Raw genomic sequence first — 14,547 nt, 5'->3', positions numbered from 1 at the left:
TTAACGGTCACGAAGTGATGATCTATGACGATTATTGACAATCGTCACTCGACACTCGACACTCTCTCGCAACAGCAGCGAAGGGGTGTCCGATGCTCGTCCAGCAGGTTTTTTCCAGCTTTTCCAGGCTGTTGAGCGGCGTTGTGCTGGCCGCGGCGGCCGTTGCCTTGGCCGGCTGTAATGAGACCGTCGCCCAGAAAGCCGAGCCTGTCCGGCCGGTCCTGGTCGCAACCGTCCATTTTGAGGCCGAGACGCCGGAGCGCAGTTTCGTCGGCACCATCCGGCCGCGGATCGAGGCCGACATCGGTTTCCGCGTCGCCGGCAAGGTTGCCAAGCGCCTGGTTGAGGTCGGCCAGACGGTGGAGGTCGGCCAGCCGCTCGCCACGCTCGACGAGGTCGACCTGAAGCTGCAGGCCGAGCAGGCCGAGGCCGAATTCCGCGCCGCCACCGGCGTGCTGGCGCAAGCCTCCGCGGCCGAGACCCGCGCCAAGGAATTGCGCGCCAAGGGCTGGACCACGGATGCGCAGATGGACCAGGCCAAGGCGTCCGCGGATGAAGCCCGCGCGCGGCTCAATCGCGCCGAGCGTTCGGTCGAACTGACACGCAACTCGCTGTCCTACGCGACGCTGGTCGCAGATGCCCGCGGTGTCGTCACCGCCTCGATGATCGAGCCCGGCGTTGTCGTCGCCGCCGGCCAGGCCGCGATCCGCGTCGCGCGCTTCGCCGAGAAGGAGGCGGTGGTCGCGATCCCCGAGACCTTGCTGGACCGCGCCAAGAACGGCGTCGCGACGGTGTCGCTTTGGTCGGAGACCGGCAAGACCTACGCGGCGCGGCTGCGCGAGATCGCGCCCGCGGCCGATCCCGCGACCCGCACCTATCTCGCAAAATTCTCGCTGCCGGACGCCAAGGACAGCGTCTCGCTCGGCATGACTGCGACGCTCACGCTGTCCGACCCCGCCACCACGCGCGTGGCGCGGCTGCCGCTGTCGGCGCTGTTCAGCGACGGCCGCGATCCCTCGCTCTACGTCGTCAACGACAAGGGCGAGGTGACGCTGAAGCCGGTCAAGGTGAAGGCCTACGACAGCAAGGACGTGCTGGTCACGTCAGGTGTCGACGAGGGCGAGAAGGTGGTGGCGCTCGGCGTGCAGAAGATCGACCCCGCGCAGAAGGTGCGCGTGGTCTCGGCGCTGACGTTCTGATGCGCGTCGTTCCGGGATGGTCCGAAGGACCAGACCCGGAACCTCGAGATTCCGGGTTCGCTCGCTAATGCGAGCGCCCCGGAATGACGAGACCAAACACGGCCGTCATTGCGAGGAGCGCAGCGACGAAGTGATCCAGGGCTACGCGTGCGACTCTGGATTGCTTCGCTTCGCTCGCAATGACGGTCACTGAGACTGTCGGCCTGAACTAAAGACTTCGGATCATCGGGGAGCGTGCCATGAAGCGGTTCAATCTGTCGGCCTGGGCGGTCAGCCATCCGCCGCTGGTGCTGTTCCTGATCGTGGCGCTGGGCCTGTTCGGCTTCATCTCCTACGAGCGGCTGGGGCGCGCCGAGGACCCGTTCTTCACCGTCAAGGTCGTCAACGTCTCGGTGATGTGGCCCGGCGCCACCGCCACGGAGATGCAGAGCCAGGTCGCCGATCCCATCGAGAAGAAGCTGCAGGAGCTGCCTTACTTCGAGAAGGTTCAGACCTATTCGAAGCCGGCCTTCGCGGCGATGCAGGTTACCTTCCGCGATTCGACGCCGCCGAAGGACGTGCCATATCTGTTCTATCTGCTGCGCAAGAAGCTCGCCGACGTGCAGGGCTCGCTGCCCTCGGGCGTGCTCGGACCATTCGTCAACGACGAGTTCTCCGACGTCGATTCGATCCTGTTCATGATGACCGGCGACGGCGCCGACTACGCGCAGCTCAAGAAGGTCGCCGAGGGCCTGCGGCAGCGCCTGCTCAAGGTCAACGGCGTCACCAAGGTCAACCTTTACGGCACCCAGGACGAGCGCATCTATGTCGAGTTCAGCCACGCCAAGCTGGCGACGCTCGGCCTCACCGCGCAGGCGCTGTTCGATTCGCTTGCCAAGCAGAACAACGTGACTCCCGCCGGTACGGTCGAGACGTCGTCGCAGCGTGTGCCGCTGCGCGTCACCGGCGCGCTCGACGGCGCCAAGGCGGTCGCAGAGACTCCGGTGGAGAGCAATGGCCGCGTGTTCCGGCTCGGCGATATCGCCACCATCTCGCACGGCTTCGTCGATCCGCCGACCTACAAGGTGCATCAGGAGGGCAAGCCTGCGCTCGGCATCGGCGTCGTCACCGCCAAGGGCGCCAACATCCTCGAGCTCGGCAAGGACGTTCACGCCGCTTCCGCCGACTTCATGAAGGCGGTGCCGCAGGGCATCGAGCTGAAGCAGATCGCCGATCAGCCGAAGGTGGTCGAGACCGCGGTCGGCGAGTTCGTGCACTCCTTCGTCGAAGCGCTGGTCATCGTGCTGTTCGTCTCGTTCCTGGCGCTGGGCTGGCGCACCGGCATCGTGGTGGCGCTGTCGGTGCCGCTGGTGCTCGGCATCGTGTTCATCGCGATGAGCGCCATGGGGCTCGATCTGCACCGGATTTCGCTCGGTGCTCTCATCATTGCGCTCGGCCTGCTGGTCGATGACGCGATCATCGCGGTCGAGATGATGGTGGTGAAGATGGAGCAGGGCTGGGACCGCGTCCGCGCGGCGTCCTATGCCTGGGAATCCACCGCATTCCCGATGCTCACCGGCACGCTGGTGACCGCCGCCGGCTTCCTGCCGATCGGCTTCGCCAATTCGGCGGTCGGCGAGTACACCGGCAGCATCTTCTGGATCGTCGCCATCGCGCTGGTCGCCTCGTGGTTCGTCGCGGTCATCTTCACCCCCTATATCGGCGTGAAGCTGCTGCCGGACATGAAGGCGCATCACGGCCATGATGAGCACGCCGTCTACAACACGCGGATGTATCGTGGCCTGCGCGCCGTCGTGCGCTGGTGCGTGACGCATCGCATCACCACGGTCGCCGCGACGGTCGGCGTGTTCGCCGCCTCGATCGTCGCCTTCGGCCACGTCCAGCAGCAGTTCTTCCCACTGTCGGAGCGGCCGGAGCTGTTCCTGCAGCTGCGTCTGCCGGAGGGCACCGCCTTCAACGTCACCGAGAAGGCCGCGCGCAAGGCCGAGGCGCTGTTGAAGGACGACAAGGACATCGAGACCTTCACCGCCTATGTCGGGCAGGGTTCGCCGCGGTTCTGGCTCGGCCTGTCGCCGCAGCTGCCGAACGAGGCGTTCGCCGAGATCGTCATCGTCGCCAAGGACGTCGCCGCGCGCGAGCGCATCAAGGCGAAGATCGAGACGGCCGCGGCCAATGGCGACCTCAACGAGGCGCGAGTCCGCGTCGACCGTTTCAATTTCGGCCCGCCGGTCGGCTTCCCCGTGCAGTTCCGCGTGATCGGCCCGGACACCGCCAAGGTGCGCGAGATCGCGCGCGAGGTGCGCGACGTCGTCCGGCAGAATCCGAACGTCAGGGATCCGCAGCTCGACTGGAACGAGCAGTCGCCGTACCTCAAGCTCGTCGTCGACCAGGACCGCGCCCGCGCGCTGGGCCTGACGCCGCAGGACGTCTCGCAGTCGCTGGCGATGCTGATCTCCGGCGTGCAGGTGACGACGATCCGCGACGGCATCGAGAAGGTCGGCGTGATCGCCCGCGCCGTGCCGTCCGAGCGGCTCGATCTCGCCGGCGTCGGCGACCTCACCATCACCTCGCGCAACGGCGTCGCCGTACCGCTGCAGCAGATCGCCAAGATCGAGTATGCGCACGAGGAGCCGATCCTGTGGCGGCGCAACCGCGACATGGCGATCACGGTGCGCGCCGACGTCGCAGACGGCGTGCAGGCGCCCGACGTCACCAACCAGATCTGGCCGAAGCTCGCCGACATCAGGGCCAAGCTCGATCCGGCCTACCGCATCGAGATGGGCGGCGCGATCGAGGAATCGGCCAAGGGCAATGCGTCGATCTTCGCGCTGTTCCCGCTGATGGCGATCGTGATGCTGACCTTGCTGATGATTCAGCTGCAGAGCTTCTCGCGGCTGTTCCTGGTGTTCCTGACCGCCCCGCTCGGCATCATCGGCGCCTCGCTGGGACTGAACGTCGCCAATGCGCCGTTCGGCTTCGTGGCGCTGCTCGGCCTGATCGCGCTGGCCGGCATGATCATGCGCAACACCGTGATCCTGGTCGATCAGATCGAGCACGATGTCGCCTCCGGCCTGACCCGGCGCGAGGCGATCATCGAGGCCACGGTGCGCCGCGCCCGCCCAGTGGTGCTGACCGCGCTGGCCGCGATCCTGGCGATGATCCCGCTGTCGCGCTCGGCGTTCTGGGGGCCGATGGCGATCACCATCATGGGCGGTTTGTTCGTTGCGACCTTTCTGACGCTGCTGTACTTGCCGGGCCTGTATGCCCTATGGTTCCGCAAGAGTCTGGACGAGCGCGGGGCAGGTGCGACGGATCATTCTGCAGCGCAGCACGTTGATGGACCGGCCCCGGCGCTTCCGCTCGCCGAGGCAGCCGAATAAGGGATCAACAAGATCGCAGGCATGATGACGCTGGTTTCCGAACACATCGAACCCGATACCCGCGAACGCATCCTCGTCGTGGCGGAGCGCCTGTTTCGACAGATCGGCTACCAGAAGACGACCGTCGCCGACATCGCCAAGGAGCTCCGCATGAGCCCGGCGAACGTCTACCGGTTCTTCGACTCGAAGAAGGCGATCCATGAGGGCGTCGCGCGGACGTTGATGGGGCAGGTCGAGGCGGCGGCGATGGCGATCGCCGAGCGCCCCGGCCCGGTCGCGCCGCGGCTGCGCGAGCTGCTCGGCACCATCCACCGCATGAACACCGAGCGCTATGTCGGCGACAACAAGCTGCACGAGATGGTCGCGGTGGCGATGGAGCAGAGCTGGGAGGTCTGCGAGTGCCACATGCTGCTGATCACGGAGATCATCGGCCGCGTGATCGGGCAGGGCGCCGCGTCGGGCGAGTTCGCCATTTCCGACCTTCCGCTGGCGGCAAAATGTGCCTGCACGGCGATGATGCGCTTCTTCCATCCCCAGATGATCGCGCAATGCGCCACCAAGCCGGGACCGACCATCGACGAGATGATCGATTTCGTCCTGGTGGGGCTTGGTTCGAAGGGCGCTGCAAGCTAAGTTCTCCGTCATTGCCAGCAATGACGGAAGGGACGACGGCGTGACCGAACGGGATCTGCATTTCTACGAACCGAAGAACGGCCACGGCCTCAAGCACGATCCCTTCAACGCCATCGTCGCGCCGCGCCCGATCGGCTGGATCTCCTCGCGCGACGGCAAGGGCAACGCCAATCTGGCCCCCTACAGCTTCTTCAACGCCTTCAACTATACGCCGCCGATCATCGGCTTCTCCTCGACGCAGTGGAAGGATTCCGTCGCCAACATCCAGGATACCGGCGAGTTCGTCTGGAACCTGGTGACGCGCGATCTCGCCAAGCAGATGAACGCCTCCGCCGCGCATGTCGCGCGCGATGTCGACGAGTTCGCGCTGGCCGGCGTCACGCCGGTGCCGTGCAAGTTCGTCGACGTGCCCCGTGTCGGCGAGAGCCCGGTGGCGTTCGAGTGCAAGGTCACGCAGATCATTCAGCTGCAGGGCGCCGACGGCACCAAGGCCCAGGCTTGGCTGACGCTCGGCGAGGTCGTCGCCGTGCACATCGACAAGGCGCTGATCAAGGACGGCGTCTACCAGACCGCGCTGGCGCATCCGATCGTGCGCGCCGGCCGCCGCGGCGACTATTTCGAGATCAAGGCCGAAGACATGTTCGAGATGATCCGGCCGGACTGAGCGCCTCTCGCCGAGCGCCGCGAATTGGAGACCGACTGACGTGACCGAATCTGCCGCCCAAGCATCTGCCGCTCATGCCGCGCCGGCCGAGCCGCGCGGCGATCTCTGCATCCGCACCCTGGCGATGCCGGCCGACACCAACGCCAATGGCGACATCTTCGGCGGCTGGCTGCTCAGCCAGATGGATGTCGGCGGCGGCGTGTTCGCAGCCAAGGTCGCGAAGTCGCGCACCGTTACGGTGGCGATCGAGGCGATGAACTTCCGCAAGGCCGTGTATGTCGGCGATCTCGTCTCGGTGTATGCGCATCTGGTGCGCATCGGCCGCACCTCGATGACGGTGCGGCTCGAGGCCTGGGTGCTGCGCCGGAAGGAGGAGCAGCCGATTCTGGTCACCGACGGCAACTTCACCTACGTCTCGATCGACGATGACGGCCGCCCGCAGCCGATCAAGCGCGACGGCGTGATCGCGACCTGATCACGCGGATGGCTCCGCTGCGGCGTCAATAACCTCCGTCAATGCGTGAGGCTCCTGACGCGACCTTGATCGGGGAACCACGCTCCGGCGGCTCGCGTTCACCGAGATCGCGTGCGCGAAAGCCCGCAAGCATGCATTCGCTGCCGTGAAAGGCAGACCGAGGCCGGGCACGTTTACGATGATTGCAAGTTGAGGTTGCGCGATGGCGGCGATGCCGTGTGTCCGCCGCATTGCGGGTCTCCGTAGAGAGTTCGCACGCGATCGAATGCTCGCTTGGGGCGGCAACAAACAGGCCGGAAGAAATGGCCGATGCGCGGGAAACGATCGGGGGCATCTTGCGCGAACAGGGTGGGAGAGAATCCATGTCGGATGTCGAAGAGAAGCTGACCTTGGAGGTGCTCAAGAAGTTGCAGCAGCGCCTTCTCCATGCCGAACGGAAGATCGGGGTGTATGAGATTCAGCTCAATGCGTTCCGCCAGCATCATGTCGAGGTGCTGCAGGATCTTCGCACGATCTATCAACTGCTCGGCCATCACCACGACCGCTTGAGCGGCGCCGACGCGTCGCATCGCAAGGCCACTCTGGTCCCGGATGATCCGCACTGATCTGGCGCTGCCCGGGCCGGTGCCGCCGATGGCAAGATCACGATCCGCGTGCCGGGTCGCTTCGTCCGTGCCGTCCGCTGCAATTCGTTTGCGCTGCGGCACAATGCAAACGACAACACCTCATCATCAACCGGGCATCGGTCAAACACACCATGGACAAAATCGCCTGTTGACATTCCGCATGGACCGAAGCTGCGGGCGCCGCAGGGAACATTCCTCTCGGCGCTCGGTTATAAGCCCCGGAATGAACGACGGGATTTCGCAATGTCCGACACCTACATCATCGAGGTCAGCTCCCAGGCGGCGGGAATCGTCGTGCGCGACCGCGGCGGCTTCCGCTTCTTCGCGGCGTCGCATCGCTTCAATGCGCTCGAGGGCCAGGTGTTTCGCAACGCCCGCGAGGCCGAGCGCGCCGCGCTTCGGATCGTCACGGGCGAGCTGAGCGCAGCGGCCTGAGCGGATCTCGGGACGAGGGCGATCGCCTCTGCCTCAGGATGTGGTGCTGCCTCTCTGACGGTCCGGCGATTGCTGCGGTGCGTTCAGGCGCCTCGTGCATTGACCCTTGACTCGATCAGCATCACCATGGTGCAGCTCGTTTCGAAAGCTTGCCATGGCCGTCCTCTCTCAACGTCAGACCGACATTCTCAACATCGCCCGCGCCTCCGGCCGCGTCATGGTCGAGGATCTTGCGCGCCGGTTCGAAGTGTCGGCCCAGACGATCCGCAAGGACCTCAACGACCTGTGCGAGCAGCGCGCGCTGACGCGCATTCACGGCGGCGCGATCATCGCCTCGGGAGTCGAGAATCTGGCCTATGAGGCGCGGCGCTTCGTCGCTGCCGACGAGAAGAAGGCGATCGGCGCGATCGCGGCCGCGCGCATCCCGAACGGCTCCTCGCTGTTCATCAATATCGGCACCACGACCGAGGAGGTGGCGAGCGCACTGACCTCGCATCAGGACCTGCTGGTCATCACCAACAATCTCAATGTCGCGATGCTGCTCTATCCGCATCCGCGCATCGAAGTGATCGTTGCCGGCGGCAGCGTGCGGCGCTCCGACGGCGGCGTCGTCGGCTCGACGGCGACGCAGCTGATCGGCCAGTTCAAGGTCGACTATGCCATCATCGGCGCCTCCGCGATCGATGAGGAGGGCGCGCTGCTCGACTTCGACTATCGCGAGGTGCAGGTGGCCCAGGCGATCATCGCCAATGCCCGTAGCGTGATGCTGGTCGCCGATTCCACCAAGCTCCACCGCAGCGCGCCGGTGCGTATCGCCCATCTCAGCCAGATCCAGACTTTCGTCACCGACCGTCCCTTGCCGGATGGGCTCGCTGCCCTTTGCCATAGCCGCGGCATCGAGGTCGTCTCGGCCATGCCCGTGGACGAGACGGATGACACCGCAGAGCCAACCGAAACCAGCTCGTCGGCTGTGCTTCGCCGCGCCTGACTTTCCGACACCCTCAAAGGCTGTTTGATCCCGGATTGGGCAGGTTCTGCCCAATCTCGGCCCAACATGCGAATTTCGATTTGCTTTCACTTTCGTTTGTGTTTAACTCGAAACCGAAAGTGAAATCGCTGCGGTCAAGGCGATTGCCGGGGGATGCGTCTGTTGGAGCGAATCTACGACCTCGCCATCATCGGAGGCGGCGTGAATGGCTGCGGCATCGCACGCGATGCGGCCGGGCGCGGAAACTCCGTTTTCCTGTGCGAAATGAACGATCTGGCGAGCGGAACCTCGTCCTGGTCGACCAAGCTCGTTCACGGCGGCTTGCGCTATCTCGAGTATTACGAGTTCCGCCTGGTCCGCGAGGCGCTGATCGAGCGCGAGATCCTCTGGCAGATCGCGCCCCACATCATTCGCCCGCTGCGCTTCGTGCTGCCGCATCATTCCGGCCTGCGCCCAGCCTGGCTGCTGCGCCTCGGCCTGTTTCTCTATGACCATCTTGGCGGCCGCAAGCTGCTGCCGCCGACGCGATCGGTCAACCTGCGCAGCGACGAGGTCGGCCGGCCGCTGATCCCGGGGCGCTATGCCACCGGCTTCGAATATTCCGACTGCTTCGTCGACGATGCCCGCCTGGTCGTGCTGACCGCGCGCGACGCCGCCGATCGGGGGGCCGTGATCCGCACCCGCACCCGTGCGACCGAGATCCGCCAGGACGGCAGCCATTGGCTGGTCACCACCGAGAACACCCAGACAGGCGAGCGCGAGACGATCAAGGCGCGCGCGCTGGTCAATGCCGCCGGTCCCTGGGTCGAGCAGGTTCTGGCGACCGGCGCCGGCGTCAATGCGAAAGCAAAAGTGCGGCTGGTGCAGGGGTCGCATATCGTGGTGCGCAAGCTCTACGACCACGACCGCGCCTATATCTTCCAGAACGCCGACGGCCGCATCATCTTCGCGATTCCCTATCAGCAGGATTTCACGCTGATCGGCACCACCGATCGCGACTATCAGGGCGACCCTGCCAAGGTGAAGGCGACCGACGAGGAGATCGCCTATCTCTGCGCCGCGGTCGGCGAGTACATTGCCAAGCCGGTGGCGCCCGCCGACGTGGTATGGAGCTATTCGGGCGTGCGTCCGCTGTATGACGACGGCGCCAGCGAGGCCAAGGCGGCAACGCGCGACTACGTGTTCGAGCTCGACACGCCCGGCGGCCTGCCGCTGCTGTCGATCTATGGCGGCAAGATCACCACCTATCGGCGGTTGTCGGAAGAGGCGCTGGAGCGGCTTGCGCCCTATCTGAACGGCGCCAAGGCGGAGGAAGGCTGGACCGGCAAGGCGTCGCTGCCCGGTGGCGACATGAAGGTTTCGGCCGTCGCGCCGCTGATCGCCGATCTCCGCAAGGCCTGCCCGTTCCTGTCGGATGCACATGCGAAGCGCATCGCGCATGCCTATGGCACGCGGGCCAAGACCATGCTGGCGGGTGCGACATCTTCGGCCGATCTCGGCCAGGATTTTGGTGGCACCTTGACGGAGCGCGAAGTCAGGTACCTGATGACGAATGAGTGGGCGTTGACGGCCGAGGACATCGTGTGGCGGCGATCGAAGCTGGGGTTGCGGATGTCGGCGGCTGAGATTGCCGCGCTGGACGCGTGGATCATTGCCAACCGGGAGCAGAAGGCCGTGACGCCGCGTGAAGCCGGGGGACGCGCATGAGCGTGACGCTCGATCACGTCTCGCGCATCGTCGACGGCGTCACGACCATTCGCGACGTCTCGCTGACCTTGCAGCGCGGCACGCTGAGCGTGCTGCTTGGGCCGACGCTGTCCGGCAAGACCTCGATCATGCGGCTGCTCGCCGGCTTGGACAAGCCGACGACGGGGCGTGTGCTGGTCGACGGCAAAGACGTCACCGGCGCCGACGTGCGGCAGCGCTCGGTCGCGATGGTCTATCAGCAGTTCATCAACTATCCGTCGCTGACGGTCTATGAGAACATCGCCTCGCCGTTGCGGGTGCAGGGCAAGTCGCGCGAGGAGATCGAGAAGCGCGTCGCCGAAGCGGCCCGGCTGCTGCGGCTCGAGCCCTATCTGAAGCGCACGCCGCTGCAGCTCTCCGGCGGCCAGCAGCAGCGCACGGCGATTGCGCGCGCTTTGGTCAAGGGCGCGGATCTGGTGCTGCTCGACGAACCCCTCGCCAATCTCGACTACAAGCTGCGCGAGGAATTGCGCACCGAGCTGCCGCGCATCTTCGAGGCGTCGGGCGCAATCTTCGTCTACGCCACCACCGAGCCGTCGGAAGCGCTGCTGCTCGGCGGCCGCACCGTGTGCATGTGGGAAGGCCAGGCCCTGCAGGTGGGCGACACCACGGCGGTGTATCGCCGTCCAGACACGCTGCGCGTCGGCCAGGTGTTCTCGGATCCGCCGATGAACACGGTCGAGATTCAGAAGCGCGGCGACAGCGTGCATTATTCCGACAGCGTCAATGCGCCGGCCGTCGGGCTGTATGCCAATTTGCCGGATGGCTCCTACCGCGTCGGCTTCCGTCCGCATCAGCTCGGGCTGGCCAAGGGAGAGGGCAACCACGGCCGCCATGCTTTTCCGGCGACCGTCTCGGTCACCGAGATCACGGGCTCGGAGAGCTTCGTGCATCTGACGCGCGACGGCATGAACTGGGTCGCCGTGCTCCATGGCGTCCATGAATACGAGCCCGGCGAGATCCTCGATGCCGTGCTCGATCCATCCAACGTATTCGTGTTCGATGCCAGCGACCGCCTGGTCGCGGCGCCGGCGACTTGAGGGAGATGCCGCATGGCCCGCATTGACCTCGAAGGTCTCGCCCACTCCTACGGCAACGGCAGCGATGTCGAGAGCTACGCGCTGAAGCCGGTCACGATGACCTGGCGGCAGGGCGGCGCCTATGCGCTGCTCGGCCCCTCCGGCTGCGGCAAGACCACGCTGCTCAACCTGATCTCCGGCATCCTCACGCCCTCGCACGGCAAGATCCTGTTCGACGGCACCGACATCACGCAACGCTCGACCCGCGAGCGCAACATCGCGCAGGTGTTCCAATTCCCGGTGATCTACGACACGATGACGGTCGGCGAGAATCTCGCTTTTCCGCTGAAGAACCGCGGCGTGCCCAGGGCCGAGATCGACAAGCGGGTCGCGGAGATCGCGCGTCTGCTGGATCTCACGCCGCACCTGAACCGCAAGGCCACCCGACTTACGGCCGATGCCAAGCAGAAGATCTCGCTCGGCCGCGGCCTAGTGCGCTCCGACGTCGCCGCGGTGCTGTTCGATGAGCCGCTGACGGTGATCGATCCCGAGCTGAAATGGCAGCTGCGCTCGAAGCTGAAGGCGCTGCATCGCGAGCTCGACTTGACGATGATCTACGTCACCCACGATCAGACGGAGGCGCTGACCTTCGCCGACACCGTCGTCGTCATGCATGACGGCCGTGTCGTGCAGAGCGGCACGCCGGCCGAGCTGTTCGACAAGCCCGCGCATACCTTCGTCGGCTATTTCATCGGTTCGCCCGGCATGAACATCCTCGCCGCCGAGGTGAAGGGCCGCGAGGCGCGGATCGACGGCCACACGCTGACGCTGGCGCGCAGCTACGATGCGCTGCCGGCCGGCGCGAAGATCGAGATCGGCGTGCGCCCGGAATTCGTCGACGTCGCCGCGCCCGGGCCGGGGCTGCTCGACGCCAACATCGAACGGGTCGATGATCTCGGCCGGATCCGCTTCGCACGCGTCCGCGTCGGCGACGTCAAGTTTGCCGCGCGCCTGCCGGCCGGTTTCTCGCCGTCGGGGTCGGCGGTCGGGCTGAAGTTCAATCCGGCCAATGTCCACGTCTATGCCGACAGCCGTCTGGTCGAGGGAGCCTGAGTGATGGACAAGACCATCAACAACAAGGCCTGGTTCCTGGTGCTGCCGGTGTTCCTGCTGGTTGCGTTCTCGGCGATCCTGCCGCTGATGACGGTGGTGAACTATTCGATGCAGGACACCTTCGGCAACAACCAGTTCTTCTGGAACGGCGTCGGCTGGTTCAAGGAGCTGCTCGATCCCTCGACGGATCTCGGCGGCCGCTTCCTCGCCTCGCTCGGCCGCAACCTGATGTTCTCCGCCGCGATCCTCGCCATCGAGGTGCCGCTCGGCATCGTCGTGGCGCTGTCGATGCCGCGGGGCGGCTGGACGGTGGCGTTCTGCCTCGTCGTGCTGGCGCTGCCGCTGCTGATTCCGTGGAACGTGGTCGGCACGATCTGGCAGATCTTCGGCCGGCCCGACATCGGGCTGCTCGGCTACACCCTGAACGGCCTCGGCATCGACTATAATTACGTCTCGAACGAGTTCGATGCCTGGGCGACCGTCATCGTCATGGACGTCTGGCATTGGACCAGCCTGGTGGCGCTGCTGTGCTATGCGGGCCTGAAGTCGATTCCCGATGCCTATTATCAGGCCGCGCAGATCGACGGCGCCTCGCGCTGGGCGGTGTTCACCGCGATCCAGCTGCCGAAGATGCATCGCGTACTGCTGATCGCCGTGCTGCTGCGCTTCATGGACAGCTTCATGATCTACACCGAGCCGTTCGTGGTCACCGGCGGCGGGCCGGGCAATTCCACCACCTTCATCTCGATCGAGCTCGTCAAGATCGCGCTCGGCCAGTTCGACCTCGGCAAGGCGGCTGCGCTGTCGCTGGTCTACAATCTGATCATCCTGATCGTCTGCTGGGTGTTCTACACCATCATGACCAATGCCGGCGCCGAGCGCCGGCCGGTGGAGGGGGGCGCGTGATGAACACCATTCCGGGCCGCCGCATCATCATCTCGCTGTTCCTGGTCTTCCTGCTGCTGCCGATTTACTGGCTCGTCAACATGAGCTTCAAGACCAACAACGAGATCGTCACGACGATGACGCTCTGGCCGCATCAGCCGACGCTGGCCAACTACGTCAGGATCTTTACCGACGAGAGCTGGTACTCCGGCTATATCAACTCGCTGAAATACGTGATCATCAACACGGTGATCTCGATTCTGGTGGCGCTGCCGGCGGCCTATGCGTTCTCGCGCTACCGCTTCCTCGGCGACAAGCACCTGTTCTTCTGGCTGTTGTCGAACCGCATGGCGCCGGCCGCGGTCTATGCGCTGCCCTTCTTCAACCTGTACTCGGCGATCGGCCTGTTCGATACGCCCTGGGCGGTGGCGTTGGCGCACTGCATCTTCAACATCCCGCTGGCGGTGTGGATCCTCGAGGGCTTCGTGTCGTCGGTGCCGCGCGAGATCGACGAGACCGCGTTCCTCGACGGCTATTCCTTTCCGCGCTTCTTCGTGAAGATCCTGGTGCCCTTGATCGCGAGCGGCATCGGCGTCGCCGCGTTCTTCTGCTTCATGTTCTCCTGGGTCGAGCTGCTGCTCGCGCGCACGCTGACGTCGGTCGACGCCAAGCCGATCTCGGCGGTGATGACGCGCACGGTTTCGGCCGCCGGCATGGATTGGGGCCTGCTCGCCGCCGCCGGCGTGCTGACCATCATCCCCGGTGCGCTCGTCATCTGGTTCGTCCGCAACTACATCGCGCGCGGCTTCGCGCTGGGACGGGTGTGATGATCGAGCGCTCGTATCTCCAGGGCCGCTGCCGCACCTCTCCCGCTTGCGGGGAAGGTCGCATCGCATCGTCAGATGCGATGCGGGTGGGAGCCTCCATCCTCTCGGGCAGTCCGACTCGTGGCGCCCTTACCCCGACCTTCCCCCGCAAGCGGGGGAGGGGGCTCATCATCGCCTGGAGCTACTAGCCATGGACAGCATCGCATGGATGGCCTGGACGGCGCCGACCGCGATCTTCTTCGTCGCGCTGGCCTGCACGCTCGTCATCATGACGCTGCTCGCCGCGCGCTATCCGGAAGCCGAACGCGTCGGCGTGCTGCGCATTCCGACCACGCGCGGCGACCGGCTGTTCATCTCGCTGATATCTGCCGCCGTTATCCATCTGGCATGGATCGGGCTGGTCGGGACAGATACGATTGCGACCTTGCCGATCGGCGAGGAAGGTCTTGAGGTCTCGAGCCTGTGGCTCGCGACCGCAATTTCGCTTGCGTCTGCCGTTGCGATCTTTCGCACCGTCTGACGCGAGCGAAGAAGGGCAGATCCGGGGCCAACCCGGA

General features: G+C 65.4%; 14 protein-coding genes. All 14 read left to right on the top strand.

Going from position 1 to position 14,547, the window contains the following annotated elements; genetic code table 11:
* The first annotated feature begins 92 nt into the window (after positions 1 to 92).
* The gene (locus tag QX108_RS11435) at positions 93 to 1,199 is read left to right on the top strand and encodes an efflux RND transporter periplasmic adaptor subunit (protein WP_315781929.1); all 1,107 of its coding nucleotides are present in this window, start codon (positions 93 to 95) and stop codon (positions 1,197 to 1,199) included.
* Between the two features lie 239 nt (positions 1,200 to 1,438).
* Positions 1,439 to 4,579, top strand: a complete 3,141-nt coding sequence (locus QX108_RS11430; RefSeq protein ID WP_315781927.1) for an efflux RND transporter permease subunit — start codon at positions 1,439 to 1,441, stop codon at positions 4,577 to 4,579.
* 24 nt (positions 4,580 to 4,603) lie between these two features.
* Entirely contained in the window at positions 4,604 to 5,212 is a 609-nt protein-coding gene (locus QX108_RS11425) for a TetR/AcrR family transcriptional regulator (protein ID WP_315726331.1), read from the top strand.
* Positions 5,213 to 5,252: 40 nt separating this feature from the next.
* On the top strand, positions 5,253 to 5,876 hold the full coding sequence (locus tag QX108_RS11420; RefSeq protein WP_315781925.1) for a flavin reductase family protein: 624 nt from the start codon (positions 5,253 to 5,255) through the stop codon (positions 5,874 to 5,876).
* Positions 5,877 to 6,000: 124 nt separating this feature from the next.
* Positions 6,001 to 6,351 carry an acyl-CoA thioesterase gene (locus tag QX108_RS11415; RefSeq protein WP_210261894.1) on the top strand — a complete coding sequence of 117 codons (351 nt, stop codon included), beginning with the start codon at positions 6,001 to 6,003 and terminating at the stop codon, positions 6,349 to 6,351.
* Between the two features lie 218 nt (positions 6,352 to 6,569).
* Positions 6,570 to 6,956: a hypothetical protein gene (locus tag QX108_RS11410; protein ID WP_315781923.1), complete on the top strand. Its 387-nt coding sequence runs from the start codon at positions 6,570 to 6,572 to the stop codon at positions 6,954 to 6,956.
* 264 nt (positions 6,957 to 7,220) lie between these two features.
* Positions 7,221 to 7,412, top strand: coding sequence for a hypothetical protein (locus QX108_RS11405; RefSeq protein ID WP_006612520.1), 192 nt, complete (start codon positions 7,221 to 7,223; stop codon positions 7,410 to 7,412).
* Between the two features lie 154 nt (positions 7,413 to 7,566).
* Positions 7,567 to 8,400 (top strand): DeoR/GlpR family DNA-binding transcription regulator, encoded by an 834-nt coding sequence (locus QX108_RS11400; RefSeq protein ID WP_315721405.1) that lies wholly within the window; start codon positions 7,567 to 7,569, stop codon positions 8,398 to 8,400.
* A 153-nt stretch (positions 8,401 to 8,553) separates the two neighbouring features.
* Positions 8,554 to 10,107: a glycerol-3-phosphate dehydrogenase gene (glpD, locus tag QX108_RS11395; RefSeq protein WP_315721404.1), complete on the top strand. Its 1,554-nt coding sequence runs from the start codon at positions 8,554 to 8,556 to the stop codon at positions 10,105 to 10,107.
* Entirely contained in the window at positions 10,104 to 11,186 is a 1,083-nt protein-coding gene (locus QX108_RS11390) for an ABC transporter ATP-binding protein (RefSeq protein WP_315721403.1), read from the top strand. Before glpD ends, QX108_RS11390 begins: the two co-directional genes overlap by 4 nt.
* 12 nt (positions 11,187 to 11,198) lie before the next feature.
* Entirely contained in the window at positions 11,199 to 12,278 is a 1,080-nt protein-coding gene (locus QX108_RS11385; RefSeq protein WP_315781920.1) for an ABC transporter ATP-binding protein, read from the top strand.
* A 3-nt stretch (positions 12,279 to 12,281) separates the two neighbouring features.
* Complete coding sequence (locus QX108_RS11380; protein WP_315721401.1) at positions 12,282 to 13,184, top strand: sugar ABC transporter permease; 903 nt, start codon at positions 12,282 to 12,284, stop codon at positions 13,182 to 13,184.
* Positions 13,184 to 13,990, top strand: coding sequence for a carbohydrate ABC transporter permease (locus tag QX108_RS11375; protein ID WP_315721400.1), 807 nt, complete (start codon positions 13,184 to 13,186; stop codon positions 13,988 to 13,990). The genes QX108_RS11380 and QX108_RS11375 overlap by 1 nt, the downstream gene beginning before the upstream one ends.
* 190 nt (positions 13,991 to 14,180) lie before the next feature.
* A complete protein-coding gene (locus QX108_RS11370) occupies positions 14,181 to 14,510 on the top strand; it encodes a DUF2160 domain-containing protein (RefSeq protein ID WP_315781918.1) in 330 nt (109 codons plus the stop codon).
* Positions 14,511 to 14,547 lie beyond the last annotated feature (37 nt).

The organism is Bradyrhizobium sp. SZCCHNR1002, from assembly GCF_032381435.1.
Taxonomy (GTDB): Bacteria; Pseudomonadota; Alphaproteobacteria; order Rhizobiales; family Xanthobacteraceae; genus Bradyrhizobium; species Bradyrhizobium aeschynomenes.
The sequence above is the reverse complement of the archived record's forward strand: the minus strand, read 5'-3'. Positions and strand labels throughout refer to the sequence as shown.

Coding starts and splice junctions, on each gene's coding strand:
- QX108_RS11435 (WP_315781929.1), top strand. CDS start 93: ATGCTCGTCCAGCAGGTTTTTTCCAGCTTTTCCAGGCTGTTGAGCGGC.
- QX108_RS11430 (WP_315781927.1), top strand. CDS start 1,439: ATGAAGCGGTTCAATCTGTCGGCCTGGGCGGTCAGCCATCCGCCGCTG.
- QX108_RS11425 (WP_315726331.1), top strand. CDS start 4,604: ATGACGCTGGTTTCCGAACACATCGAACCCGATACCCGCGAACGCATC.
- QX108_RS11415 (WP_210261894.1), top strand. CDS start 6,001: ATGCCGGCCGACACCAACGCCAATGGCGACATCTTCGGCGGCTGGCTG.
- QX108_RS11405 (WP_006612520.1), top strand. CDS start 7,221: ATGTCCGACACCTACATCATCGAGGTCAGCTCCCAGGCGGCGGGAATC.
- QX108_RS11400 (WP_315721405.1), top strand. CDS start 7,567: ATGGCCGTCCTCTCTCAACGTCAGACCGACATTCTCAACATCGCCCGC.
- glpD (WP_315721404.1), top strand. CDS start 8,554: ATGCGTCTGTTGGAGCGAATCTACGACCTCGCCATCATCGGAGGCGGC.
- QX108_RS11390 (WP_315721403.1), top strand. CDS start 10,104: ATGAGCGTGACGCTCGATCACGTCTCGCGCATCGTCGACGGCGTCACG.
- QX108_RS11385 (WP_315781920.1), top strand. CDS start 11,199: ATGGCCCGCATTGACCTCGAAGGTCTCGCCCACTCCTACGGCAACGGC.
- QX108_RS11380 (WP_315721401.1), top strand. CDS start 12,282: ATGGACAAGACCATCAACAACAAGGCCTGGTTCCTGGTGCTGCCGGTG.
- QX108_RS11375 (WP_315721400.1), top strand. CDS start 13,184: ATGAACACCATTCCGGGCCGCCGCATCATCATCTCGCTGTTCCTGGTC.
- QX108_RS11370 (WP_315781918.1), top strand. CDS start 14,181: ATGGACAGCATCGCATGGATGGCCTGGACGGCGCCGACCGCGATCTTC.